Below are 25,251 nucleotides of genomic sequence, written 5' to 3' on the forward strand. Positions count from 1 at the left end.
GTACTGCAATTAATTGACGTACCTGATTAATTATTCAAAAATAATCGTAAATTTTTTAGATAATTGTAGTCTACAATCTATTCTCCCCAACGCTTTTTGTATCCTACAATGTCTCCTTTGCTTCGAGTCATTGTGAAATCGGTTTAAGCCCACAAAAAAACGAGCAAAATGCTCGTTAATTTGTTCAGTATCTATCTCAAACTAATTGAATAACCCCGTAAAGAAGTTGACGATTTGATGCCAGATTCGCGCGATAAAGTTCTCCGCTTGCTTGGCATCCGCACTATTAGCAAAATCTTTCACGCTGGCCATCTTGTTCCCAATGCTGTTAGCTAAATTATTCGCTACATTTTTAACATTGGACACGTAATTCTTACTGGTCGAGACTGGGGCTTGTTGGACCTTACTCAACGCGATTGAGATGTTGTTGATTTGCGTTTGCGTAGTCTGGTTGGTAATCCCCTGCTTAGCTAAGGCCTTTTGCAACATCGCTTCAATATCGGCCTTGGTGGCTAGGTCGTTCCCGTTTTGCCGTTGTTTGGCTAGGTCTGAGGAGACCGACCCAACGGCCGCCATCAGCTTACCAGGATACTTTTTATCGCTACTATTGTCGTTAATTGCCGGTTGCGTGGCGTCCAGCACCCCGTTAGCAGCCTGCGTATTTTCCGCATTTAGGGTTAACCCGTCTTCGGCTAAGGCCTTATACACACCGGTCAGCGCGGATTCTCCGGACACCGATTTATCGGCCGTTACCGTAATGATCACGTCCTTGACCCCGGCCATAGTGGCCACCATTGAATACTGTTGGGCCGTTACCTGAGTAATGTTATCACTACCGTTATACTTGGCGATGTTGACCTTCACGCCCGACCCGGGATCGGCTGGTGCCAGCGCGACCGAACTGATCATGCTGGCGTCCGTGGTTCCCGCTGAGTTCAGATACTTGGCGTAATCACTGCCCGTTGCGGTCAATGCCGCGTAGTTGGACTTAACCCCTAAGGCCGAGGCGACGGTGTCCTTATCCTCACTCGCCAGACCAGCACCGTAGACCACGTAGGCCTTCGAAAGCGCCTTAGTTTGAACGGTGCTACCGCTATCACTCGTCGTTGAACTGCTATCACTCACCACCGAACTACTGTTGGTGGTATCGGTCGTATCCGCGTGACCGGCTAGTGCCTGGCCCCCTAAGGCCAAGGCTGCCGTGACCGTGGCAAGACCCAGTAAAAGTCGTTTGGCTTTCATTAATCTGTCCTCTTCTTTCACGAATATTATCTGACCCTAAACTCAGTATAGCATGGTCCCCACAACTTACGCGGGTTCACCCGTGACCTTAGAGGATTCTTCATTTATTACCTATTGCCAGAAACGTCGACCACCCGCATATTCGGCCGCGTACGGGGCCTGGGCTAATGACGTCATTGTCACGGTTTCGCCGGGTTTCGGGGCGTGCAACATCTGGCCCTTCCCCGCATAGATGCCCACGTGATGGATGGTCCCAGTGCCGTGATCATGGGCGAAGAAGACCAAGTCACCGGGAGCCAAGGCTTCGGGGGCGATGGGATAACCGCTGGTAAACTGGTCTTGAGCATCCCGCGGAATGGTATAATCTAACGCCCGGTGTAACGCATAGACCAATCCGGAACAGTCAAATCCTTGAGGGGTAATTCCGCCCCACAGGTACGGGGCGCCTAAAAATTCTCGTCCGAGCGCTAGTAGCCGATCGCCATCATCAACCCCACCCAGGGTTAAACGCGCGGCCTGCGCACTGATCTGGCCACTTCCCAGCGGCGTCAATACCTGGATATGCTGAGCATCCTGGCCCGTCGTGGTTAACACCGTTCCTAACGGTAACGTCAGGGTCACCTGTCCTTGAGCGTCCAATAACGGCGTTTCCGCCTGAACTAACCGGACCGTAGTCGTCGGATAATCGAGCTCCTGATCATGGGTGGTCAGTTGGCTTACCGGTATCCAGCCGGGATAACCCCGCCGTTCCAAGCGCGTGGCCTGCTGCTTCACGAAGACGTGTGCCCAGTCTCCTTGCACCTGATCTAAAATCACCCGGTCGTTTAACAGTGCCTGGGTCACCATCGCATTTTGATCCGTCAGTGCTACTTGATCCGCCACGCTTAATTGGGCTAACCAAGTGGCAATATCCGGTGCTTGAAAATAGGCCTGAGCCGCCTTGGCTTTGGTCGGTGCGGCCCACACAATCGCTGTCGGCACCTTTACCCGTCGAATTTCCATAAAACCGCCTCCAAATCCATTTGCCTCAAATATACCAATAATCTTAGGCGGTGACTAGTTAATCACCGAAAAAAGATCAGGTCTCCCGACCTGATCTTTCCTATTAATGGGGTGAACTAGTTTAAGTTGAGGTACGTTTGAACGACCCGTTCCGGTGTGAACCCGGCCATGGCAATGACCTGTTCGCCGTTCCCACTGGCCCCAAACCGATCTTGTGAGATGACCGCACCGTCCAAGCCGGTGTATTGGCACCACCCTAGACCACTGGCCATTTCAATGGCCACCCGCCGCCGCAACGCTTTAGGTAAGACCTTTTCGCGGTAATCGGTCGATTGTTCATTGAAGGCCTCAAAGCTGGGAATGGAAACGACCCGCACATCGTGGCCCTGGTCTAACAATTGCTTTTGCGCCGCCAAAGCCACTTGGACTTCGGATCCGGAAGCAATAAGAATGCCTTCAGCTTGTACCTGCGCATCGGCAACGACGTAACCGCCACGTTTAACCCCGGCGTGGACGCGTTGCGCCGGCTTCGGTAACGTTGGGAGCCCTTGACGCGTTAAGACGATTGCCGTCGGGTGGTCGGTGGCTTGCAATGCCGCCAACCAGGCCGCTGCGGTTTCGTTCCCGTCGGCTGGCCGGTACACCGTTAGGCCCGGAATCGACCGTAACGCCGCGAGTTGTTCAACGGGTTCGTGGGTTGGGCCGTCTTCACCAACGGCTAAGGAATCGTGCGTAAACACGTAGATAACGGGCAATTTTTGCAGGGCGGCCAACCGAATGGCCCCCTTCATGTAATCGGAAAAGACGAAGAACGTCGAGCCGTATACCCGGCTACCACCGTGAAGGGCGATCCCGTTCATGGCCGCCGCTTCCGCAAATTCCCGGACCCCGAACCACAGATTTTTACCAGTCCGGTTCGTGGCACTGAACCGATCCTCATCGGCAACGTTCGTCTTATTGGAACTAAAGAGGTCGGCCGAGCCCCCCCAGAGGTTCGGGCACGCCGCGCTGAGCCGTTGGAGAATCTCGTGACCACTGGCCCGAGAGGCCAACTGGTCTTTCTTGTAATAAGTTGGTAACTGTTCGGCCAGATTCTTCGGTAAGGTTTGGCTGATGCCCTGTGCAAATTGGGCGGCTAAGCCGGGTTCCGCGTTAGAGTAATGGGCCACCAGATTCGACCATTCTTGGTGACTGGCCCAGCCACGCGCCTTAATAGTGCTCATAAACCGGTTATGCACTTCCGTCGGTACCGTGAACGGATCGTTATGCCAGTTATAGAAATCGCGCGTTGCCGCGAGGTCTTCGGCATTTAGCGGCGCACCGTGAACCTTGTTGGTCCCGGCATGCGGGCTCCCCGCCCCAATCTGCGTCTTCACTTCGATCAGGGTTGGTCCGTTCTGGTTGTCCTTGGCCGCGTTGATATCCGTGTCGATGGCGGTCAAATCATTGCCATTTTCTACTCTTAAGTAGTTCCAGCCGTAGCTCATAAAGCGTTGACCCACGTTATCGTGGCAGGCATTGCTCAATGGACCGTCCAGGGAAACATCGTTAGAGTCGTACAGCACGATCAGTTTATTTAATTGTAACTGACCCGCTAAACTAGCGGCTTCGGCAGCGACCCCTTCCATCAGGTCCCCGTCACCACAAATGGCGTAAGTATAATGATCGACCACATCATAATTGGTTCGGTTATAGGTTGCGGCTAAATGGCTTTCCGCCATCGCCATCCCCACGGCCATGCCAACGCCTTGGCCCAACGGACCCGTCGTGGCATCCACCCCGGGCGTCACACCGTATTCCGGGTGACCGGGCGTTTTACTGCCTAATTGGCGGAAGTGCATCAAGTCGTCGCGCGTCACCGCAAACCCACTCAGATTCAGCAGGCTGTACAACATGGCGGAGCCGTGACCGGCCGATAACACGAACCGGTCACGGTTAAACCATTGTGGGAACGATGGGTCCACGCGCAAGTGCCGGGAGAACAGCACGTAAGCCATTGGCGCAACGCCTAACGGCAATCCGGGATGACCGGACCGGGCCCGGGAGATCATATCCATACTGAGCATCCGTACCGCCGTCACGGCTTGGGTGTCCACTGCATCAAAATTCGCTTGTTGTTCAATTGCTTTTTCATTTAACATCTCATAAAACCTCGCTTTGAGTTGACCGGACCACTCACGGCCATCCGTTTTAAGTGATGATGCTAAACGCTAATTTTACCGGTAAAATCGACGTCCTTCATCGACTTTTCTAACTATACCAATTCAGAAAGATAATTGCAACCCCTCTCACAAAAGTTATTTTAACGGGGTTTATCGGAAATGTATTTTTAGATTGGCCACTATACCGTTCCTATACCAATTGCAACCGGTTGTTTTAAGTGGTTCAAAAAAGCGGTGTTTTCCGAAAAAATCGAAAAATACCGCTACTTAGTTTGTTAGTTTTCTGAAAGATTACTTTTGACTCGCCGCGATCACTTGATCGTAGGTTGGAATCGACGGCATTGCGCCCAAGCCCTGAACCGTTAAGGAGCTGGCCCGTTGTGCAAAAACTAACGCCGTTTCAATGTTGCTCAGATCCGGCTTTAATTGTGAACTCAGCGCCCCAATGAAGGTATCTCCGGCCGCCGTGGTATCCACCGCCTTCACCTTAAAGGCGGGAACGAAACCAGACCCCGCCGCCGTTGAGTAGTATGCACCCTTACTGCCGACCGTAATGATCAGGTTCTTAGCACCCATCTCCTGGAACTTCTTGGCGTTAGCGTCCATGGACGCCACATCAGTCACTTCAATCCCGGTTAAGATGGCACTTTCCGTTTCGTTCGGGACCACCAAATCCGTAACCTTTAAGATGGCCGGATCAATCTTAGCGGCGGGAGCGGGGTTCAAGATGGTCGTGACCCCGTGTTGCTTCGCAATCGTGAAGGCCGTTAAGGTTGCGGCTTGGGGCGTTTCAAACTGCGTAATCAAGAAATCTGCTTTCGCAATTTCGGCTTCAACGGCCGCCACTTCTGTCGACTTGATTTGTTGGTTAGAACCCCCGTAGACCAGGATACTGTTTTGACCGGCTTCATCCAGTAAGATGAATGCCGAGCCCGTCCCCACCGCCGGATCGGTCACAATGGCACTGGTATCGATATGGTCGTTATTCAACGATTCCACCATGAAGCGGCCCGCATCGTCATTTCCGACCTTCCCGATAAACCGGGTTACGGCCCCGGCCCGTGCAGCAGCGACGGCTTGGTTCGCTCCTTTACCTCCAGCAGCACTGGTCTTATTTTCCGTCGATAACGTTTCACCTGGTTGTGGCATCCGCGCCAACCGTAACGTCGTATCAACGTTTAAACTCCCTAAAACTGTCACCTGATTTGCCATAATGACCTTCACTCCTTCGTTCTCTATAACGTGTAAAACGTTTTACGCACTGACGACGTAATTTTCGTTCATTTTGACTACTTGTAAGATTACCATATTCCGAAAGGGCTTACAAGGATTATTTCTGTTGGTTCACCGGCCCCGTGCTCTCCCGTTGTCGTAGGTCGACCGGTAAGTCGACCGTTTGCCCACTTTGACGCCGATTATGAATTCGATTGATCAACAATTCCGTGGCTTGCTCACCCATGGTGACCACCGGTTGGTGCACGCTACTGAGCTTGGGAACCACGTACTCGTCGAGGTCGATGTCATCGTACCCTAACACGGAAAGATCAGCTGGCACCCGCAGTCCCCGTTCGTGTAGGCCGCGAATCAAGCCCAATGCCGTTTCGTCATTAATGGCAAAAACCGCCGTCGGGTGTTGGTCGATCACGGCCGCCGCAGCCTGGTAGCCACCCAGCTTCGTCATCGGCGACTGAACCACGTTCGCCGCGGTCAACGTCACCCCCGCCGCTTGGAGCGCTTGGCGAAAGCCGGCTAAGCGGACGGTCAAGTTCTGCGTCGGTTGCTCGGGCATCACCACGGCGATGCGGCGGTGTCCCAGGGCTAACAGATGTTGCGCCGCCAATTGGCCGCCCCGGGTATCGTCGATACGGATCCGGTCCAGACTGGGCCCCCCATTTTGGTCGATCAACAGGTACGGAATCCCGTTTTTCTTGAGAATGTTATCGATGGCCTCCCCAGTGATCGACGCACTCGCAATGATCAGGCCATCGACCGCGCGCTTAATCAGTTCTTGAAGGTAGTAACTCTCAAGTTCTTGGTCGTGATTAGCCCCAAAGATCAACGGGATAAAGTGCCGTTCCCGACTAGCCGCCTGAACTCCCTTGATAAACATACTAAAGAAGGGGTTCCCCAGGTTAGGCACCAGGACCCCGATTGTTTGAGCGGACTTCATAATTAAATTCCGCGCGTTAAAGTCGGGCACGTACCCCATTTCTTCTTGAAGTTGGTGTACGCGATGGCGCGTATCCAGGCTAAACCGTTCACCCTTACCGTTTAAGATTTGTGAGACCGTTGTGACCGAAACACCAGCTGCCTCGGCAAGGTCTCGAATCGTTACTTTTCGTGTCATAGGACCCTCCACACCATTACGTTTTTCTTAAATTATACCCCACTGGGCGGTCCTACGGTGGGCTTTTTCGGAAATTGGTCTGGTTCGACCAATTTAAACACAAAAGGCGATGCCCCCAGGGACATCGCCTAAATTATTTTATTTATGCTTTAAGAATCTTATCAATGGCGGCCAATTCTTCCGGATCAAACGTCAAATTTTGCACGGCCTTCACGTTTTCATAAAGGTGCTCCGCCTTGGAAGCACCGGTAATTACGCTGGTCACTACGGGATCGTGGAGTAACCAAGCCAAGGCCATGTGGGATAATTTCTGACCCCGACTGTGGGCAATCTGATTCAACGCCTGTAATTTATGCCAAATCTTGTCCCGACCATCCTTAAAGATGTATTGGCTCGACCAATGAATGTTAACGTCGTCCGGAATGCCATCCAGATACTTATCCGTTAACAGGCCTTCCGCCAAGGGACCATAGGCCATGATCCCCGCGTTATTTTCCCGCATTCGGTCGAATAACCCATCTTGGGCGGTCTTTTGGTTCAACATGTTGTAAGACACCTGATCCATCACGAACGGTGTGTGCAGGTCCTTAAAGATCTTGACCATTGCCATGGCTTGGGGCGCCGTGTAGTTAGAAATCCCCACGTACAAGGTCTTTCCTTGCTTGACCAGGTCATCTAAAGCCACGGCCGTTTCTTCGGGTGACGTTTCAGCGTCGTACCGGTGACTGTAGTAAATATCCACGTAGTCTAAGCCCATCCGTTCCAGCGATTGATCCAACGACGCAATCAAGGCCTTGCGGGAACTCATCTGGCCGTAAGGGCCGGGCCACATATGAAAGCCCGCCTTGGTACTGATGACCATCTCGTCACGGTAAGCTTCCATCTCCCGGTGAAAAACCTGGCCGAAGAGTCGTTCGGCTTCCCCGGTACCGGGACCGTAGTTAGCGGCCAAATCGAAACTAAAGATGCCAGCGTCAAACGCCTTTAAAATAATGTCGCGGGTGTCGGCGTAGTTCGCGTCTTCCCCAAAACTGTGCCACATTCCAAAGGAGATCGCGGGAAGTTGAAACCCCGTGTTGCCGGCGCGTCGAATCGGCATTTTTTCGTATCGGTGTTCATCTGCTACGTACATGTAATTGCCACATTCCTTTCTGCTCCATACCAATGATGCGGTTAAGAACGACTCGGCTAAACGATGCCGGACAGTCGTCCTTAATCTCATCCATCTTATACCTCCTAAAGTATAGAGAATTGGTGTGGACCAGTCAAGTTGGTCGACCCAATTTAGTGGCGATCATCACTCAACTTAACCGCTTGAGAAACGTGCCCGTTCGTGGTGGCCAACAATTCCTTGGCCTCCGCAATCGTGCCTTTGGTTTCGATCAGAACAATGGCAAGCGGCACGTTGTTATTTGCCCGGGCCAGGGCCCGTTCGGCCGCTAGTGTAGAGGTTTGCGTGGCTTCCGCAATGATCTTCTTGGACCGTTCAAACGTCTTATCGTTAGTCGGGACCACGTTGATCATCAGGTTCTGGTACACCTTCCCCGTCTTGATCATGATCCCGGTCGACAGCATGTTTAAGACCATCTTTTCGGCCGTCCCCGCCTTCAGCAGCGTGGCCCCCGTGATCACCTCGGGACCTACAACTGGCGTAATTGGATAGTCCGCTACTTGGGCTAAAGGACTGTCGGCAATGCAGGAAAAACCGATGCCCAGCGCACCTTGGTCTTGAGCGTCTTTTAAGGCCGCCACCGTGTACGGTGTTTGCCCCGACGCCGCACTAGCTACTACCACGTCATCGCTAGTCAGGTGAATGGCGGCTAGGTCGGCCTTAGCAAGTTCTGGTGAGTCTTCGGCCGCCTGGACGGTTTGGGTCAGCGCCCGGGGACCGCCAGCAATCAAGCCGAAGGTCTGTTGCGCGGTCAATCCGTACGTGGGTTGCAATTCCGTCGCGTCGATCACCCCTAAACGACCAGAGGTCCCGGCACCAATGTAAATCAGTCGCCCACCCTGATCAAATTTCGGGTACGCCGCATCGATTGCGGCCGCAATCTGGGGCAACTGCTTTTGGACCGCCCGGGCCACCCGCTGGTCTTCCCGGTTGATCGTGGCAACCATCTCCAACGTTGATTCCCGATCGATATGGGTCGAACGGTGATTACGCTGTTCCGTCAAGATTTCATCTAATTGCATCTCGTCATCCTCCAACCTAACACAAAACTTTATTTTTCAGTTTATGTATTCGTTTTCATAAAACCTATCTTAGGTATACCATGTTCCATACTGAATTTCAATTCCGTTTTATAAAATGTTAGCAACCGTTTTCATTTCGGGACAATAAAAAGAGAATTGGTAATGACCAATTCTCTTTTCGAGATAACAACTTTATTTTTCAACCGCCATCCATTGATACCCGCGGCTCATGCCGGCCGGGTTCCAAACGTAACCCGTGACCTTCGCGTTCCACAGTTCCACCGTCGCCGGCTGATACAGCGCAACAATCCCTTGCTGGGTCATCAACCGCTTTTCAGCCTTGACTAAATCATTATAGCGCGCCGTTGGTCGGTTAGCGTCCTGGTTCTCGGAGCGCTTGATCAAGGCGTCGTATTGCGCATCGCTAAAGCTACCGTTGTTATTGGTGTTCCCCGTGGTCATCAACGACAAGAAGTTGATTGGATCCGCAAAGTCGGCGCCCCAACTTGACAGAACCAAATCAAAGTTACCGGAGTTCGACCGACTCAACCGAGTCTTGTACGGTAACGTGTTCAACGAGACCTTCACGTTAGGTAACTTCTCCAATTCGGCCTGAATGTATTGGGCCACGGTCTTGGTTACCGCCAAGTCGTCACACATCAGTGTCAGGTTTAATTGCTTGGTTCCAGTTGCCTTTAAGCCCGCCTTTAGTAATTTTTTGGCTTGTGGCAAATCGTAGGCGACTCCTTGCTTGACGTAAGCGTCCTTGGCGAAGTCGGCCTTGGTCTTCGGATTTTGCGTCAGGTTTTGTGAAACGAACCCTAACGGCGCTTTCGACCCATCCCGTAAAACGTGACTGGCTAGTTGCTGCTTGTCGATGGCGAGCGATAAGGCCTGGCGCACCTTGACGTTCTTTAAGGCCTTGACCCGTTTTTCATTCATCTGCATATAGTAGGTCGAGCCCCCCACGAACGTCTTCATATCAGAATTGTTCTTAAGGTTGGCCACCTGGGTTCCGTCCAGCGTCGTGGCGTCTAACGCCTTCTTTTGGTAAAGGTTTAAGCCGGTCGACGGATCAGCCACGACCTGAAAATTCATGGTTTGCAGGTGAATCTGCTTCTTATCCCAGAATTTCGGGTTCTTGACCAGTTTCCAGCTCTGCGACGTTCCGGTCCACTTGGTCATCTTAAACGGACCGTCGTAAGCCGTCGTACTCCCTGAATGACCGTAGCGGCTGCCTTCCTTGACCACCACGCTCTTTTCTTGCGGGAAGAAGGTCGGAAAGGCCAGTAACAGCTTAAAGTAAGCGACCGGTTTGCTCAACGTCACTTCCAACCGGTAGTTACCTAAGGCCTTGACGCCCAGCTGACTAGGCGCTAGCTTCCCTGATTGGACCTGGTTAAAGTTCTTAACCCCCGCCATCAGATAAGCGTATTCCGAAGCCGTCTTCGGGTTAGCCGTCCGTTGCCACGAGTACACGAAATCGTGAGCCGTGACTGGTTTACCGTCGTTCCAGCGGTTAGTCTTCCGTAACTTGAAGATGTACCGCTTGCCGCCGTTAGTCACCGTGGTCTTCGTGGCCAGAGCGTTCACTAACTTTTCGTTCTTACCTAACCGAAAGAGTCCCTCTTGCGTGTGGTACAACATGGTCAAACTGGTCGAATCGGCCGCCTTGGAGACATCCAGGGTCGTCACTTCCGATTTTGCCGACAACTTCACTTCTTGCTTAGTGGCTAGGCCCTTCGACGAACTGCTCGAAGAGGACTGCCCACAAGCTGCTAGGCCCCCCATGACCAGCAAACTTACTCCTACTAAAACGCCAACGTGTTTTCCGTTCAAAATCACTCGCTCCTCAATTTAATTTCTGCGATGTACTGAGCCCACCGTCCCACGGTGTCTCAAGCAAACGGGTCACTGAAAATACTAATTTTTCGTAAGCAAAACATCTCTTTCCACCATACCGACTTTTAAAATTGTTTGCAAGTCGAACGGCTCTCAGATGAGAAATCCAGGCCATTCCCTAATGCCTTTGCCATTTTAACCGCTGCCAGCCTAAATGCAGGCCGTACGTGGTAACAAACGCTAGGCCCCACGTCCCCAGATAGCTGACCACAACGCGCCACCCTAACGGCCAATTTCCGGTCAACGCCCACATTCCGGCCAGCCAAAAAACGTGACTGAGATAGGCGCGGTACGCATAGGTCGCTAACCAGTGCATGGGCTGCAGCCAGGCTGAACGGTGACGTAACTGGGTGACCGCTAAACAACTGACCAGTCCAATTACGGTAAAGGCGTAGAAGGTGCCGGACAACTGGTAATAACTGGCTGCAGCCAACCGGACCGGTAGACCCCGGGCCACGAGTTGACCACTCAACCACCCCCAGGCGCCCAGCCAAGCCAGCGTGACCACCGGCCAGTACCGTTGCAGGGTCCGCGGTCCCGACTTAAATTGTGCCCACAAGGCCCCCGTCACGGCGTACGGGAGAAAGCTGAGTGCGAGGCGGTCGACCAGATAGGTGGGCGCGTGGGGAAACCACCACAGCCAGCCCCCGTAGAAGAGTCCCGTGACTCCTAGGCTGACCCAGGCCCGGGCTTGCCGTCGACCGACCCACCGGGACCACACCCAAAAAAGTGGCATGACCCCAATAAACTGTAACATCATGGTGTTGTACCACAGGTGCGGGGCGGCGTTGCCACTGACGGCCTGCCAGAGAAACTGGCCCACCGTCTGGTAAGCCCCGTGTTGTTGACTGCCGGGCAAAATCTCCAGGTAAATCACCGTCCACCACACCGTGGGAACCCCCAGAGCCGACCACTGCTGGCGCCAATACTGCCGGTTGGTTTGCAGCGGAAAGTCTCTCCGTTGGCGTATCGTGGTGTACAGGATACCAAAAATAAACGCCGGGGCCGTAAATTTAACTAGGTTGTAGACGCTCCCCAAAACCCACTGCTGCCTAGCCGTGGGGTGAGCGGCCATGGCGAACCCTAAAACCGACTGCAACATGACGGCAGTACAGGCCGCCACCTTGAGGTAGTCGCCAATGTCGGTTACCGGGGGCGTTACGCGTTGCTCCATCTTCTCAGTCCTTACCAAAAAAGGGCGACTCCACCGAGTCCCCCTTAAAACGATGACGATTACTGTTGTTGTTTCGTGATCGGTGACCGAAAAAGTTGGTCAACGGGTTGTTCGTTATAGATCAAGTTGATGGCCCGACCGAAGAGATCGTCGACGGACATGACCACAAACTTGTCGCTTTGCTTGTCGGCCGGAATCTGAATCGAATCCGTCACGACCACCTTTTCTAACGGGGCGTCGTCGATGCGCTTCGTCGCGTCACCGGATAAAACGGCGTGGGTCGCACAAGCGTACACGCTAGCGGCACCAGCGTTGCGCAGGGCCACCGCCGAAACGGAAATCCGCACGGCCGTATCGATGATGTCATCCACGAGGATGGCGTGTTTGCCCCGCACGTCCCCAATGACGGCTTCCGGATGAGCCGCATTTTCGGTCTCGCTCCGGTTGTCGATGATGGCGATGGGGGTTCCCAACAGTTCGGCTAACCGCCGGGCCCGACTGACTCCAGCATGGTCGGGAGCCACGACGACCGTATTCTCTGCGGTTAACTCGGTATTCTCTTCAAAGTAGCTGGCTAATAACCGGTCACTTTGCAGATGGTCGACCGGAATATCGAAGAAGCCTTGTAGTTGCGCCGCATGTAGGTCCAGCGCAATCACCCGGTTGACCCCGTCCATTTGGAGGAGTGAGGCCACGAGCTTAGCTGTAATGGGTTCCCGCGAACGGGCTTTACGGTCGGCTCGAGAGTAACCGTAGTACGGAATGACCACGTTGATTTTCGCGGCACTGGCCCGCCGAGCGGCATCCACCATGATCAATAACTCCATGAGGTTGGTGTTCACGGGATCAGAGACGGACTGAATGATAAAGAGTTCATCCCCCCGGATGCTTTCATCAATACTGATTTGAATTTCACCGTCACTAAAATGTTTAACGGTTGCCTTACCTAATTCAACGCCGGCTACCCGGGCGATCTTTTCGGCTAAGGGCCGGTTAGAGCTTAAGGCAAAGAGCTTCATTTTGCCCGCTTCGACCTGTTCTACCATAACAGCCTCCTATGCTTGTTCACTGGTTAAATTAACTCGTCTTCATTATCGCAATTTCCCGCCGTAAACGCAACGTTTAACCGAACGTTTTTAGGCCTGGGGCATAAATTGTTGGGGCGTAATCCCCTGCATCCCAATCATCGGGTCAATCTGACCGGCTAACGCCAGTTCCGGTGTTAACCGGTTATCCGGTGGCGTTACCGGTTGATCGGTTGGCGCTGGTTGGGGCGTCGATTCCTCAGTCGCTGGCGTGGCGTTCGGCGTTGGCGCAGGACTGTCGGTCGCCGGCGTCTGTGGTGCATCCGGGGCCAACACCGCCTGAATCCGCTGAGTCAACGTGGTGTGGCGGTTAACCGACAAATTCTCTACACACGCAGTAAAGGCTTGCGGTTCCCCCACCAAGATCAGCATCTGGGCCGCCCGGGTCACCGCCGTATAGAGCAGATTTCGTTGTAGCATCCGGCTGTACTGACTGACCATCGGCAAGATGACCAACTTAAATTCGGAACCCTGGGCTTTGTGAATTGACATGCAGTAGGCCAGGGTCAAGCGGATCCAGTCGTTACGCGTGTAAGTTACCTCGGTCTGCTCAAAGGCAATCGTCAGCTGATCACTCTTGACCTTACTGTGTTTGTCACTGGCCAAGTCGATCCCGGTAATGGTCCCAATGTCACCGTTGAATACGTTATTTTCGGGACTGTTGACCAGGTGCAAGACCTTGTCCCCAATCCGAAAGCGTTGGTGCCGAAACTCAACTTCCTTGGTTCGTTCACTCTTCTTAGGGTTGAGAATCCCCTGCAAGACCTCGTTGAGCCGGTCAATGCCGGCCGTGCCCCGGTACATTGGCGCTAGAACCTGAATGTCGGCGGCACTAAAGCCCTTTTGATGGGCCTTGCCCACGATTTGATCGATAACGTCGGCCACCTGGTTAGCGTGACAGGCGATAAACGAACGGTCTGGTTGATTTTTGGTGAAATCGGCGGGGAGCTGGCCGTTCTTGATAGCGTGGGCCAACGGGATAATCGAGGACCCATCTCCCTGGCGATAAATCGTATCTAGCTGGATCTTGGTCAGTTGGTCGCTGGCTAAGAGGTCGTGAAAGACCTGACCGGGCCCCACGGAAGGCAGTTGGTCCTTATCCCCGACGAAGATCACCTGCATCCCCACCGGAACGGCGCGAAGGAGGACCTTCATCAACGACACGTCGACCATCGACACCTCATCGACGATCAGCAGTCCCCCCTCCAAATCCTTAGTAGTGGCGTCCTCAATGTCGGCTTCTCTCCCGGTCAAACCGAGTAACCGGTGAATCGTGCTGGCGGGAAGGCCGGTGGTCTCACTCATCCGCTTGGCGGCTCGTCCGGTGGGGGCCGCTAGCAAGATTGGAAACGGCCGCTCCTTGTATTCGTTAATGTCTAGCGACAGGCCGTGTAACCGCGCGTATAACTGTACCAAGCCCCGGATGATCGTGGTTTTACCGGTCCCCGGTCCCCCAGTCAACAGTAAGACCTTCGAGCGAACTGCCGCAGTTAAAGCGGCGGTCTGTGAGTCGTCGTAAGTAATGTCCGTCTGTTTTTCAACGACCCGCAGTTGTTTTTGAATGGCGTCATCGTTAAACTGCTCCGCCAAATCCGTCTCATCAGCCTGCAAGAGTCGGTTCAAGTGTTCGGCAATCTGCCACTCGTCGTCGTATAACGGCTTTAGGTAGATCCGTTGCTCGTCACCGACCACCTTCTGCTGCTTGGCTAGTTCCAATAACTGGGTTGCCAGATCTTGCGGGTTCAACCGGACGTTGCGGCTATTCTCCAAGAGGCCTAACGCGGTCGTCAATAACGGCTTGGCCGTGGTATAGGTATCCCCGTTGGCTACGGACAGGTCCCGTAACGTTTGGAGGATGCCGGCCCGTAACCGTTCGGGGCGGTCCGGCGCATAGCCTAGCTGCGTGGCAATCTGATCGGCCCGTTTAAAGCTGACCCCGGCGATGTCCTCGGCTAAGCGGTAGGGATTTTCGTGAATCACGTCCAGCGTTTTTTCCTGATAGTGGTTGTAAATCGCGGCAGCCAACGTACTCCCAAAACCGTACCCGTTCAACCCAATAATAATCTGTTCCATCCCATTGTTGGCTTGCAGGTTATCGATCAGCGTTTGGCTCACCTTGGGCGACAAACCCAAGGAATCCAGTACCGTATGATCGTTTAAAATGGCCTCGATGGCGTCGTTGCCCAGCGCGTCCACTACCCGCTCAGCGGTCTTCTTACCGACGCCCGGAAAGTCTTCGCCACTCAAATAAGCGATCACCCCGTTACGTGAGGTCGGGGTTTCGTTTTGATAATTATCCGCTTGGAACTGAACCCCGTATTTAGGGTGTTCCACTCGCTTACCGGTGAACCGGTAGGCCACGTCGTCTTTGATATCCGCAAAGTTCCCGGTGACCACGATTTCGTCTTCGTGCCAATCTAAACTGGTCTCACTGACCTTGACCAGCATGACCTTATAAAAACTATCCTGACTGGCAAAGAAGACCGCACTCACCGTGCCCACCACGTAGTCGGCCTTGGAGCCGTTATCGGTCGCGAGTAAATCCAAAGATTCGGTTGCCATGCCTGATTACTCCTTCTTTTGTTTGTGTTGCGCTTGAATGAACTTTTCGATGTCGCCTAATTTCTTTTGACCTTGTGCATAATAAGTCGGGTCGAGGCGCTTCGCCCGGTCAAAATACTGGGCGTACGGGTCCCCTTGAACCATCGCAACGAGTCCCCGGTCAAACGTGGCCCGGCCATTTTCGGCATCTAGGGCCAATACCTGATCGTAATACTGGGCCGCCTGAGCCATGTTCCCCAGTGCCAGTAAGTTTTCGGCCACGACCTGGAGGGTCGCCACGTCTTGCGGCTGACTGGTCAACGCGGTCAATGCAAAAGCCAAGGCCCGCTTGTGATCACCGTTAGCCATGTGGCTCTGGGCAATCATCAAGTACCCGGCGCCCTTGAGTTGATCGTTCAACTGATCAAACTGCGCGATGGCCTTAGGGTAATCCTGGGCCGCGTAGTACACGTTGCCCAACCCGTAATGCAGACGCTCGACGGCAGCCGGCTGTGCGGCAAATAGTCCTAAGGCCTTCATCAAGAGTTCTTCGGCCTGAGCGTACGAGTTGAGATCAACCAAGACGGTGGCCAGTTCGTAATAGGGTTCGAAGTCACCGGGTTCTTGGGTAATCTGTTGGACCAATTGGTGCACTAACTTTTCTGAGCGTTGTTTATCCGCTGCTCGGCTGGCGGAAGTGGGTTCTGTCATGTGATCACCTCGTCTAAATCGTATCGGTCGGCGTCGCGGTGGCCGTCAGAAAGCTGGTATTGTTCCAATCCAGCAGGTCAAAGTGTTGCCCGTCATTTGTCTCAAGGACCGTGACACTGGTGTTACGAATCCCACCCCGGCGGCGTAGATCGGCTAACGGTGTCGCCAGTAAGGCGTTGATTTCGGCATTTAAGGCCGCCCCGTGCCCCACCACTAAGACGTTATCCTGCGGCTGGGGGTTGTTGGCGACGATGGTTTGAATCGCCGGGGTCATCCGGTCGATCACCTGTTGGAAGGTTTCCCCCCCAATTTCGGTCGTGGTGTAACGGTCGGGATGGTTACGAAAGGCGTCCAGTTCGGCCGGAAACCGATCCTGAATTGAGGAAAAGGTTTGGCCTTCCATCTTTCCCAAATGGAATTCTTCTAGCCGACTCATCAACGTCAGCGGTACCTTTTGGTGAAGTTCGCGAATTACGTGTTGAGCCGTGACCCGCGCCCGTTTGATGGGACTAGCATAGGCGTGCGTGAAGGGAATGCCGCGTAAGTACCGGCCTACCTGCACCATTTGTTGATAGCTCTCCGGTAACAACGGCGAATCACCCCCGGCACCCTGGAACCGTCCTTCCAGATTCCACTGCGTTTTCCCGTGACGAATGAAGTATAGTTTCATAAGTTTAAGCGTCCTTTCAACGGTTTATCCCGCGTGAGCTTTAAATTCTGTTGAATCAATCTTTACATATTATGCCAGTTTTCGCGCCGTTTTCAAAGTAACTGGGCCAAAAAGCCCGTTAAACGCCAAAAAGAGCCCGGGCGCTCCCGGACTCTTTTCTAAAAATTAAATTAATTGTAACTGACGTTCCTCGTTGTAGGCCGCGTCAATAATGGCACTACCCAGGCACTCGTTGCCGTCGTAGAAGACCACGGCCTGGCCCGGCGTGATGGCGCGGGCGGGGTCGTCAAATTCGACGGTGACCTGCTGACCATCATCGCTCAGATGAACGGTCACGCCGGTATCCTGCTGCCGGTAACGGAACTTCGCCGTGCAGTGGAAGTCCTGGCCCCGGTCGATCGTGTTGACCCAGTGGATATCGGAAGCGGCCAAGTGCGTCGCGTACAGGTGCGGATTATGGTAACCCTTACCCACGTACAGGATATTTTGGCTCAAGTCCTTACCGATCACGAACCACGGCTCGTTATCGATGCCGTCACCGCCGATGCCTAAGCCCCGGCGCTGACCAATCGTGTAGTACATCAGACCGGCATGGTCACCCTTGACTTCACCGTCAACGGTCATCATCTTGCCGGGCTTGGCGGGTAAGTAGTGGTTCAAGAAATCCTTGAAATTCCCCTTCTCACCGATGAAGCAGATTCCCATGGAATCGGGCTTCTTAGCCGTAGCCAAGCCGGCCTCCTCAGCCAACTGACGCACCTGGGTCTTCTTGACCAAGTCCCCAATCGGGAACATCACGCGGTCCAACTGCTCGGCGGAAAGCTGACTCAAGAAGTAGGTCTGATCCTTGTTCTGGTCAACGGCCCGCAACAAGTGGTTGTGACCCTCGGCGTCCCGCGTTAACTGCGCGTAATGCCCGGTCGCGATGTAGTCGGCTCCTAACTCTAAAGCGTAATCCAAGAAAGCCTTGAACTTGATTTCCTTGTTACAGATCACATCGGGGTTGGGCGTTCTGCCCTTCTTATACTCGTCCAAGAAGTACGTGAACACGCGGTCCCAATACTCCTTTTCAAAGTTGACCGAGTAATAGGGAATCCCGATCTTAGCGGCAACCTTGGCCACGTCCTTATAGTCTTCGGTCGCGGTGCAGACGCCGTTCTCATCCGTGTCGTCCCAGTTTTTCATGAAAACGCCCACGACGTCGTAGCCCTGCTGCTTTAAGCGTAACGCTACCACGGAAGAATCGACACCGCCGCTCATTCCGACAACCACACGTGTTTGGCTGTTGTCTTGCATGGTATCACCATCATTTCTATCAGATTCTGGAGAATCTACGAGTTGAAGGTCGCACAAGTCCAGTATTTATCAGTGTAACGATTTCGTTTCCATTTTGCAAGCCTGGCGTTTCTTTTCACCCGTTTCCAAACCGCCCTAATCTCGGACCCGTCCATCGGCTGGAAATTGGGCACACAAGCGCGCAAACTCGGCCTGATACCCGTGGCGTTGGGTGGCCGCCGTTAACGCCGGACGATCGTGGGTTCGCACCACGCCAGTGTGCAATTGAGCCGTATAGAGGTCCAGATAGGGCAATTGTGCGGCCCGCGCCAACGCAATTTCCGTTTCGGCGTTATAAGCCACTCGCCGTAAGTCCACCGTCGGCGCGTAAAAGTCGCTTGTGGTCAGAATCGCGTATTGCGCCCGCAAGTCCTTGGCAAAGGCCGCCCACTGAGTAAAGGGCATCCCCACGGTTCCCGGATTGATAATCAATTGGCCCGCGCTACTCTGCCGCACCAGTTGGTGGTGCGTATGCCCGTACAACAGCACGTCGGCGTGACCGGCCGCTAGCTGGTCGAACGCCGCTTGATCCTGGGCGGGCATCAGCGTATGGCCAAAGTTCTTGGTCAGTTGGTTATGGGTCAGCTGGTAGGTCAACCCGTTGACGGTTCGCCGTTGGACCATGGGCAACGCGCGTAACCGGCGGTGGTCGGCCGGGGTCAGATGGGTCCATACGTAATGCCCCAAGATGGTCGCGTAGACGTCGATGGGGTCGGTGCGGTCAATGGCGCCGTCAACCGTGGCAAACAGGATATCTTCCCAGTTGCCCCGCACGTAGGTCGTGATGGGTAAGGCGTCTAACGTCGTCAATAACTCGTGAGCTCCCGGTCCCGGTAAGAACAGATCGCCTAAAAACCAATAATCCGTGCAGCCGGCGGCCCGTGCATCGGCTAGGACTGCTTGCAGTGCCGTGACGTTGCCGTGAACGTCCGAAATAACCGCAATTTTCGCCATAAACTCTCTTCACCTTCTTGAAAAACTATTACGTAATAACGCTGATTGGGATAAAACTGGTCGCCTTCCGGCGCTCAGGGGCTGGAACGCCTGCGGGCACGATTTTGAACCTCGCTAAACCCGCGAGTTTCAAAACTCGGCCTTGTGGTAAGTCAGCAAAATACGCTGACTAACCACAATTTCGCTGGCTGAGCCCCTGCTCGCCTCCAGGCTGTACATTGTAAACTTAACCTACAGTACTTCAAGGGCAACATGGCCCGTATCAACGCACACTTGTTATTTATTAGCCAGCATCGCCCCGACTAGAAAATACAAACGATACTATTTTTCACGCAAAGCTACCCCCTCTATTCAACTTCACTTGGACATTCTCTAATGAATCATTGCTTGCTGTCAGAAAACGTTGAATATGCCTTTTCCGATCTTGGGCCGATGCACCACCGGAATAAACACTTAAACCCTGATGTTGATCTGCATTATCTAACTGACGATACTGAATTGAATCACTAACCTCATGATTATATTTTACCAACCATTCCGCATCATCATTGGCTAATTTATAGAATATTGGTGGATTATCCAACCACAATATATTAACAATTCGATCATAAAGTTCTTTCCAACTCTTAATCGAAACATCTCTTTGCTCCTTAAAACTAAACGTTATTGGTTTCTCTCCCTTTGGATCAATATCCGCTAAACTTACCCACTCACCCGCGTCTATTTCAACATCGACAACACTCGGTAATGGCCAAACCTTAAGTGCTCGTTGATATAAATCAGATTGTCGCTGCTTTAACGAACTTTCATTCCATTCATCCATTCCAACCAAGGTCTGATTTAATTTTATCCCAGAATCTCTGTAACCATTAGGGGCATCTCGCTTATCACGAAAACTATGGTTACTCATCTGTGAATTAAAACCCGTTAAGGTTAAATTAGCAAGCCGGTTAATCCAGGTAACTTGAATATCATGCCAATTTTGTCCTAAATTTTGTTGCCAGCTTCGGCTTAACGTCTGCGGCAAAATATGTTCAATTGAAAAATCGCCATTCTCAGCTCGCTCAAATAACATTTGCGTTTCTCCACGCCAATTGTTCAGTTCATCCATAATAAACCAGAAAGATTCTGTTCTAATATGATAGTAATCCTTAGATGTCAGTGCATCCATTATCATTGCATTAGACGGAAAAATCTTATTTTCTTTAACTTTGTGCGTTAATACCACTTCTAATGCTCGTGGATAATTAATATCATTATTTTTCGTTAGACGCTGTACTTGGCGATTCAAGGTCGTAAAAAAGTTGTTTAATCCCGTGCTTGGAATACCGACAAATAGTCGTCTTGCAAGATATCCTAAAACCGTTTGCAGAACTTCATTTAATCCATTAAGCGATAGTTTTTGCTTTTCGTACAAATCAAAAATTTGTAGGAAATACGGCATCATTACATCCATATGTAAATGAGATAATCTAATCAATAATCGTTGCGTAGTCTGATCCGTAAACTGATACTCTTGTGGAAACTGAATTTTAGCATAAATTTTGGCAACCTTTTCTTCTTCTAATAATTCCGAATAACGATCAAAATTAGGATGAAGTCCAATCTCTTGTCGATAGTTATCATAGATATCATTTTTCTTCACTGGCTTCGATGAGGTTGCCAACGATGTTAAGTAATGCCGATAAAAATTCGAGATATTTTCACGATGAACTAGCCTTTCAATTGATTTCCAAACTTCAAAAGCCTGCGTTTGAGCATCACGTTCCAGTCCCATTAATAGATAATTTCTAATTTTATCCGACTCAGTTAACCCTAATCCTGTCGAATTAAGACTTTCAAAGATGAGTTGGGCATCATCTCCTGGTTGAACTGTAATCACCATCGCTTGTAATTTCATTTGTAATAGATTTAGCCAGTCTTCAACTGAGAGCACACCACTTTGAACAGCATTCTTAAAATACTGATAGTTTAGCTTAAATAACGATGGCTTTGCCTGATCACCATGCAACAGAACATCAATATATTGCTGTTCGTCCCCATCAACTGGTTTCAAACGATTATGATAGACGGTTTCTTCATCGTAGGGATCAACGAGATACTTATCATTAATTATTCTTGCCTGCCGCTCATCAGTTACAGCCATTAAATCTCGTAATGCTATTAAAAATAATGATATTGTCGTCAATCGTTGTTGTCCATCAATGACAGCAACCGCATCCGTTGTCGTTAAATCTAAAATTAAGCTACCGATAAAATACTTATCCAGCCCTCGTTGTTCCGCCATAAGAATATCTTCAACCAACCGTTGAACTTGGTCTGTTCCCCAACTATAGCGTCGCTGATAAAGAGGAATATAGATTTTATCTTCATTATGTATGATTCGTATAATCATTTTGGGGCTACCTTGCATAACAACAACCTTCCTTTACATTTAGAAATAAGTGCCCTTTAGCCAAGTACAGTCTGTTTTCTCTTACAATTATACGACACTCCATCGATTGCCAGATAAAACATGTCAAAATAAAAAGCCCTCTTATCCTAGATAAAAGAGCTATTATTAATTCATTTATATGGCCGGTTATTGCTTCCGCAGAATTTCCCGGTCAATCAAGTTTTGCATAATAAAATGATACTGTTCCACGTTGCCTTCGGCGTGTGGCCCCTTAAAGATGTTCAAACGGCGGTTGCCTGAGGCATTTGTCGTCGCCATCTTGAAGCCAGATAAGTCCTTAGCAATCGTGATTTTTAACATCTGGTTACGGTTGTACGGCGAAGTCGGATCGACCGACCGTTCCAGGGTGTAGTTGCCGGCATTGGAAACTTGGAACCCCACGTCCTTTAAGGCGTAGGCTTTGATGTTGGGGTCGAGTTCGTAAACGTCGGTATCCCCATCAATTTGCATCTGCTTTTCAAATAACACGTTACTTCACCTCACTGGTATGCTTTAACCGCGTCACAATCTTAGTTACGGCGGCGATAAAGGCGTCCAGGTCCGCCATCGTGGTGTAAGCCCCAAACGATAACCGAATCGATTCGCCAATTCGGGGACTGTCCGCCCCAAACATCGCCGTGAGCACGTGGGACGGCTCGATTGAGCCCGCCGTGCAGGCAGACCCCCCCGACACCGCAATCCCGGCCAAGTCTAAATTGGTCTGCATCACGTAAGTCGACACGCCCTTGATCCAAATGTTCAGCACGTGATTCAAGTTCTCGCCGGTCAATGACCCGTTCACTTCAAAGTCGATGCCGTTTTGGGTCAACCCATCGACCACGTGTTGTTTGAAGTCGTGATACTTCGTCTGCCGTTGAGCCTTCACTTCGGGTGTCAAGGCTTGAACGGCCGTGGCAAATCCGGCCAGGGCGGGTACGTTTTCGGTCCCGGCCCGTCGCTTTTCTTCCTGGTCGCCCCCCTTGATCAGACTCGGGAAGTTAATCCCCTCACGCCGATACAGGAACCCCATCATCTTGGGGCCGTTGATCTTGTGCGCCGACGTGGACAACAGGTCGATGTGGTCGCGTTGGACGTCGATGTCTAACAACCCATAAGCCTGCACGGCATCGGTATGGAACCACGCCTGGTGGTCCTTTAGAATCTCCCCGATCTCGTGAATGGGCATCCGACTGCCGACCTCGTTATTGCCCATCATGATGGACACCAAGATCGTATCGTCGCGTAAGGCCGCCTGAAAATCGTCGAGGCTAATCCGACCGTGCTGATCCACGGGAAGGTACGTAACTTCAAACCCTTCTTGTTCTAGCGCCTTGAGCGGCTCTAAAATGGCCTTGTGTTCGATGGCCGTGGTAATGATGTGTTTACCTAACGCTTGTCGCGCGTGCGCCGTTTGGGTGATGGCGGTATTATCACTTTCACTCCCACCACTGGTGAAGACAATCTCTTCATCGCTGGCCGCGTGAATGCTGTCCGCAATCACCTGCCGACTGTTTTCCATAATTGTGTGCGCTTCGCGTCCCAACCCGTACAGCGTTGAGGCGTTGCCGAAAACGTGGGCCATCTTATCCGTCATCTCCGTCAAAACTGCCGGGGACAAGGGCGTGGTGGCCGCGTTGTCTAAGTAAATCTCCTTCACTACCAAAACCTCCTAGAAACTATGGTTACTTCTGTTGTGCGGCAAAGAGTGCTAATAACATCTGTGCCGATTGCCGACCGGCGTCGATGATGAAATCATCAAAATCAACACCGGAGTTATTATCCGCCGTGTCGGACATCGCCCGAACGACCACGTAAGGCACGTCAAACTGGTGAGCCACCTGCCCCACAGCCGCCCCTTCCATTTCACCGGAAAGTGCATCCGGGAAGTGTTCCAAGATTGGCTTCGTGGCCGCCGGACCATTTAAGAACTGGTCACCGGACACGATCAAGCCTTGTTTGGTGGTCAAACCCGTTTGGCTTGCCGCCGCCGCAATTTGGTCGCCCCAGGTCTTCGACGCGGTGAACCGGGCCGGTTGTTGTGGGAGTTGACCGTACTCGTAGCCAAAGGCCCGCGCGTCGGCATCGTGGTAGGCCGTTTCGGTCGAGATCACCACGTCCCCGATCTTTAAGCCGGCCGCTAAAGCGCCCGCCGAACCGGAGTTGATGACCACGTCCACGTTGAACTGGGTGATCAGTAAAGCCGTGGTTAACCCGGCTTCGACTTTCCCAATTCCGGAGCGCACCAGAACGACACTTTGGTCGTGAATGGTTCCTTGATAGAATTCCAAACCGTGAATATCCGTGGTTTGTTCGTCCTGTAAGACCGCTTTAAGTTCTTTGATTTCTTCTTCCATGGCACAGATCACGCCGAATGTCATTATTGTGAGTCACTCCTCTAAAATTCTACGAAAAATAAGATTAAATACACGGCCACAATCAGCACCGCCAGCCAAAAGATGGCCCAATTGAGGCGACGGCCCAAGCGATGTTGCTTCGCTGTGGGCGTGTGGTCATCCGAAAAGTTCTGGTTCGGATCAGTTCCGGTTTCCGGCCGGCCGTCCGGGTAGTCACGGTCGGACTGTCGCTCCGCAGTGGTCCGCTGGCGTTCCCGGTCGTTGGCCGCCCGATCTGCTTGTTCCTGTTCTCGACGATAATCCGCCCGTGTCTTGGGCCGATCATCATCGGATTGCCAATCGTTTCGCATCCCGTCACCTACTTTTGTAAAAGCCAGTAATAGATGGCCGTAATGGTCTTGGCGTCTTCGATCTCACCGCGGTCGATCATGGCTTGCGCCTCCGCTTTAGTGACCGTCAACAGTTCCAAGTTTTCCCCCTGATCGCGGGGCAGTTTCGTGGTCACCGGCTTTAAGTCGGTCGCCAGAAAGAGCGTCATATACTCGTCGGAAAAACCCACACTTGAATAAAACCCGGTAATCCGCTTCAACGTTCCCGGTTCGTAACGAATTTCTTCATTTAATTCCCGCCGGACCGCGTGTTCGATATTATCGGCATCGCGACTGTCGAGCTTACCGGCTGGAATCTCCAGCGTCGCCTTAGCGATGGGCGCCCGCCACTGGCGTTCTAAGATCATGTGGTCGGCATCTGGTAACGCTAAGATGCCCACGGCGCCCACGTGCCGAACGATTTCACGGGTAGCGGCTTCACCGTTAGGTAACCGAACCTGCTGGCGTTCGAGCCGCACAATCACCCCGTCGTACAACGTTTCCGAAGATTCAACGTGTTCTTCTAGGTCCATGCGCTACGCCTCCTGATCTGCCGTCACGACTGGCGTGACTTTGGCCGCTTGCGGTCCCCGTTGGCCCTGGACAATCACAAATTGAACGGTCTGACCCGCTTCTAATTTGCGAAAGCCGTCGCCAAGAATGCCCGTGTAGTACACGAACACTTCGCCATCTGCTGGCGTGGTGATAAAGCCGAAGCCCCGCTGTTCACTATAACTTTTTACCGTACCGGTTAACATACGCACTTTTCCCTCCCGT

General features: G+C 52.2%; 22 protein-coding genes. All 22 read right to left on the bottom strand.

Annotated elements, in window-relative coordinates; genetic code table 11:
* Nucleotides 1-201: 201 nt before the first annotated feature.
* On the bottom strand, nucleotides 202-1,242 hold the full coding sequence (locus tag FD25_RS10665; protein WP_057804063.1) for a DUF1002 domain-containing protein: 1,041 nt from the start codon (nucleotides 1,240-1,242) through the stop codon (nucleotides 202-204).
* Nucleotides 1,243-1,353: 111 nt separating this feature from the next.
* On the bottom strand, nucleotides 1,354-2,244 hold the full coding sequence (locus tag FD25_RS10670) for a C40 family peptidase (RefSeq protein WP_057804065.1): 891 nt from the start codon (nucleotides 2,242-2,244) through the stop codon (nucleotides 1,354-1,356).
* 116 nt (nucleotides 2,245-2,360) lie between these two features.
* On the bottom strand, nucleotides 2,361-4,385 hold the full coding sequence (gene tkt / locus FD25_RS10675) for a transketolase (RefSeq protein WP_057804067.1): 2,025 nt from the start codon (nucleotides 4,383-4,385) through the stop codon (nucleotides 2,361-2,363).
* A gap of 312 nt (nucleotides 4,386-4,697) precedes the next feature.
* A complete protein-coding gene (gene rbsK / locus FD25_RS10680; protein WP_057804069.1) occupies nucleotides 4,698-5,618 on the bottom strand; it encodes a ribokinase in 921 nt (306 codons plus the stop codon).
* 118 nt (nucleotides 5,619-5,736) lie between these two features.
* A complete protein-coding gene (gene rbsR, locus FD25_RS10685) occupies nucleotides 5,737-6,753 on the bottom strand; it encodes a ribose utilization transcriptional repressor RbsR (RefSeq protein ID WP_057804070.1) in 1,017 nt (338 codons plus the stop codon).
* 142 nt (nucleotides 6,754-6,895) lie between these two features.
* Nucleotides 6,896-7,885, bottom strand: coding sequence for an aldo/keto reductase (locus tag FD25_RS10690; RefSeq protein WP_057804072.1), 990 nt, complete (start codon nucleotides 7,883-7,885; stop codon nucleotides 6,896-6,898).
* 152 nt (nucleotides 7,886-8,037) lie between these two features.
* Nucleotides 8,038-8,946, bottom strand: a complete 909-nt coding sequence (gene murQ / locus FD25_RS10695) for an N-acetylmuramic acid 6-phosphate etherase (RefSeq protein ID WP_057804074.1) — start codon at nucleotides 8,944-8,946, stop codon at nucleotides 8,038-8,040.
* A gap of 192 nt (nucleotides 8,947-9,138) precedes the next feature.
* A complete protein-coding gene (locus FD25_RS10700) occupies nucleotides 9,139-10,785 on the bottom strand; it encodes a peptide ABC transporter substrate-binding protein (RefSeq protein ID WP_057804076.1) in 1,647 nt (548 codons plus the stop codon).
* A 181-nt stretch (nucleotides 10,786-10,966) separates the two neighbouring features.
* Nucleotides 10,967-12,022 (bottom strand): acyltransferase family protein, encoded by a 1,056-nt coding sequence (locus FD25_RS10705; protein WP_057804078.1) that lies wholly within the window; start codon nucleotides 12,020-12,022, stop codon nucleotides 10,967-10,969.
* Nucleotides 12,023-12,081: 59 nt separating this feature from the next.
* Nucleotides 12,082-13,068, bottom strand: a complete 987-nt coding sequence (locus FD25_RS10710; protein WP_057804080.1) for a ribose-phosphate diphosphokinase — start codon at nucleotides 13,066-13,068, stop codon at nucleotides 12,082-12,084.
* Between the two features lie 90 nt (nucleotides 13,069-13,158).
* Nucleotides 13,159-15,669: an SF1B family DNA helicase RecD2 gene (gene recD2 / locus FD25_RS10715; RefSeq protein WP_057804082.1), complete on the bottom strand. Its 2,511-nt coding sequence runs from the start codon at nucleotides 15,667-15,669 to the stop codon at nucleotides 13,159-13,161.
* Nucleotides 15,670-15,675: 6 nt separating this feature from the next.
* Nucleotides 15,676-16,359: a tetratricopeptide repeat protein gene (locus tag FD25_RS10720; RefSeq protein ID WP_057804085.1), complete on the bottom strand. Its 684-nt coding sequence runs from the start codon at nucleotides 16,357-16,359 to the stop codon at nucleotides 15,676-15,678.
* 13 nt (nucleotides 16,360-16,372) lie between these two features.
* A complete protein-coding gene (locus FD25_RS10725) occupies nucleotides 16,373-17,029 on the bottom strand; it encodes a histidine phosphatase family protein (RefSeq protein WP_057804087.1) in 657 nt (218 codons plus the stop codon).
* A 165-nt stretch (nucleotides 17,030-17,194) separates the two neighbouring features.
* Nucleotides 17,195-18,325 (bottom strand): tRNA 2-thiouridine(34) synthase MnmA, encoded by a 1,131-nt coding sequence (gene mnmA / locus FD25_RS10730; protein ID WP_057804089.1) that lies wholly within the window; start codon nucleotides 18,323-18,325, stop codon nucleotides 17,195-17,197.
* A 135-nt stretch (nucleotides 18,326-18,460) separates the two neighbouring features.
* The gene (locus FD25_RS10735; RefSeq protein WP_057804091.1) at nucleotides 18,461-19,318 is read right to left on the bottom strand and encodes a metallophosphoesterase family protein; all 858 of its coding nucleotides are present in this window, start codon (nucleotides 19,316-19,318) and stop codon (nucleotides 18,461-18,463) included.
* Between the two features lie 328 nt (nucleotides 19,319-19,646).
* Complete coding sequence (locus tag FD25_RS10740; protein ID WP_057804093.1) at nucleotides 19,647-21,731, bottom strand: DUF262 domain-containing protein; 2,085 nt, start codon at nucleotides 21,729-21,731, stop codon at nucleotides 19,647-19,649.
* Nucleotides 21,732-21,899: 168 nt separating this feature from the next.
* Nucleotides 21,900-22,241 carry a DUF1831 domain-containing protein gene (locus FD25_RS10745; protein ID WP_057804095.1) on the bottom strand — a complete coding sequence of 114 codons (342 nt, stop codon included), beginning with the start codon at nucleotides 22,239-22,241 and terminating at the stop codon, nucleotides 21,900-21,902.
* Nucleotide 22,242: 1 nt separating this feature from the next.
* Nucleotides 22,243-23,409 carry a cysteine desulfurase family protein gene (locus FD25_RS10750; protein WP_057804097.1) on the bottom strand — a complete coding sequence of 389 codons (1,167 nt, stop codon included), beginning with the start codon at nucleotides 23,407-23,409 and terminating at the stop codon, nucleotides 22,243-22,245.
* Between the two features lie 25 nt (nucleotides 23,410-23,434).
* Complete coding sequence (locus FD25_RS10755) at nucleotides 23,435-24,130, bottom strand: 5'-methylthioadenosine/adenosylhomocysteine nucleosidase (RefSeq protein ID WP_057804100.1); 696 nt, start codon at nucleotides 24,128-24,130, stop codon at nucleotides 23,435-23,437.
* A 17-nt stretch (nucleotides 24,131-24,147) separates the two neighbouring features.
* Entirely contained in the window at nucleotides 24,148-24,456 is a 309-nt protein-coding gene (locus FD25_RS10760) for a hypothetical protein (protein ID WP_057804102.1), read from the bottom strand.
* Nucleotides 24,457-24,464: 8 nt separating this feature from the next.
* Nucleotides 24,465-25,007 carry an NUDIX domain-containing protein gene (locus tag FD25_RS10765; protein WP_057804104.1) on the bottom strand — a complete coding sequence of 181 codons (543 nt, stop codon included), beginning with the start codon at nucleotides 25,005-25,007 and terminating at the stop codon, nucleotides 24,465-24,467.
* 3 nt (nucleotides 25,008-25,010) lie between these two features.
* On the bottom strand, nucleotides 25,011-25,232 hold the full coding sequence (locus FD25_RS10770) for a cold-shock protein (RefSeq protein WP_057804107.1): 222 nt from the start codon (nucleotides 25,230-25,232) through the stop codon (nucleotides 25,011-25,013).
* Between the last annotated feature and the right edge of the window lie 19 nt (nucleotides 25,233-25,251).

Origin of the sequence: Levilactobacillus acidifarinae DSM 19394 = JCM 15949 (genome assembly GCF_001434835.1) — a bacterium.
Taxonomy (GTDB): Bacteria; Bacillota; Bacilli; order Lactobacillales; family Lactobacillaceae; genus Levilactobacillus; species Levilactobacillus acidifarinae.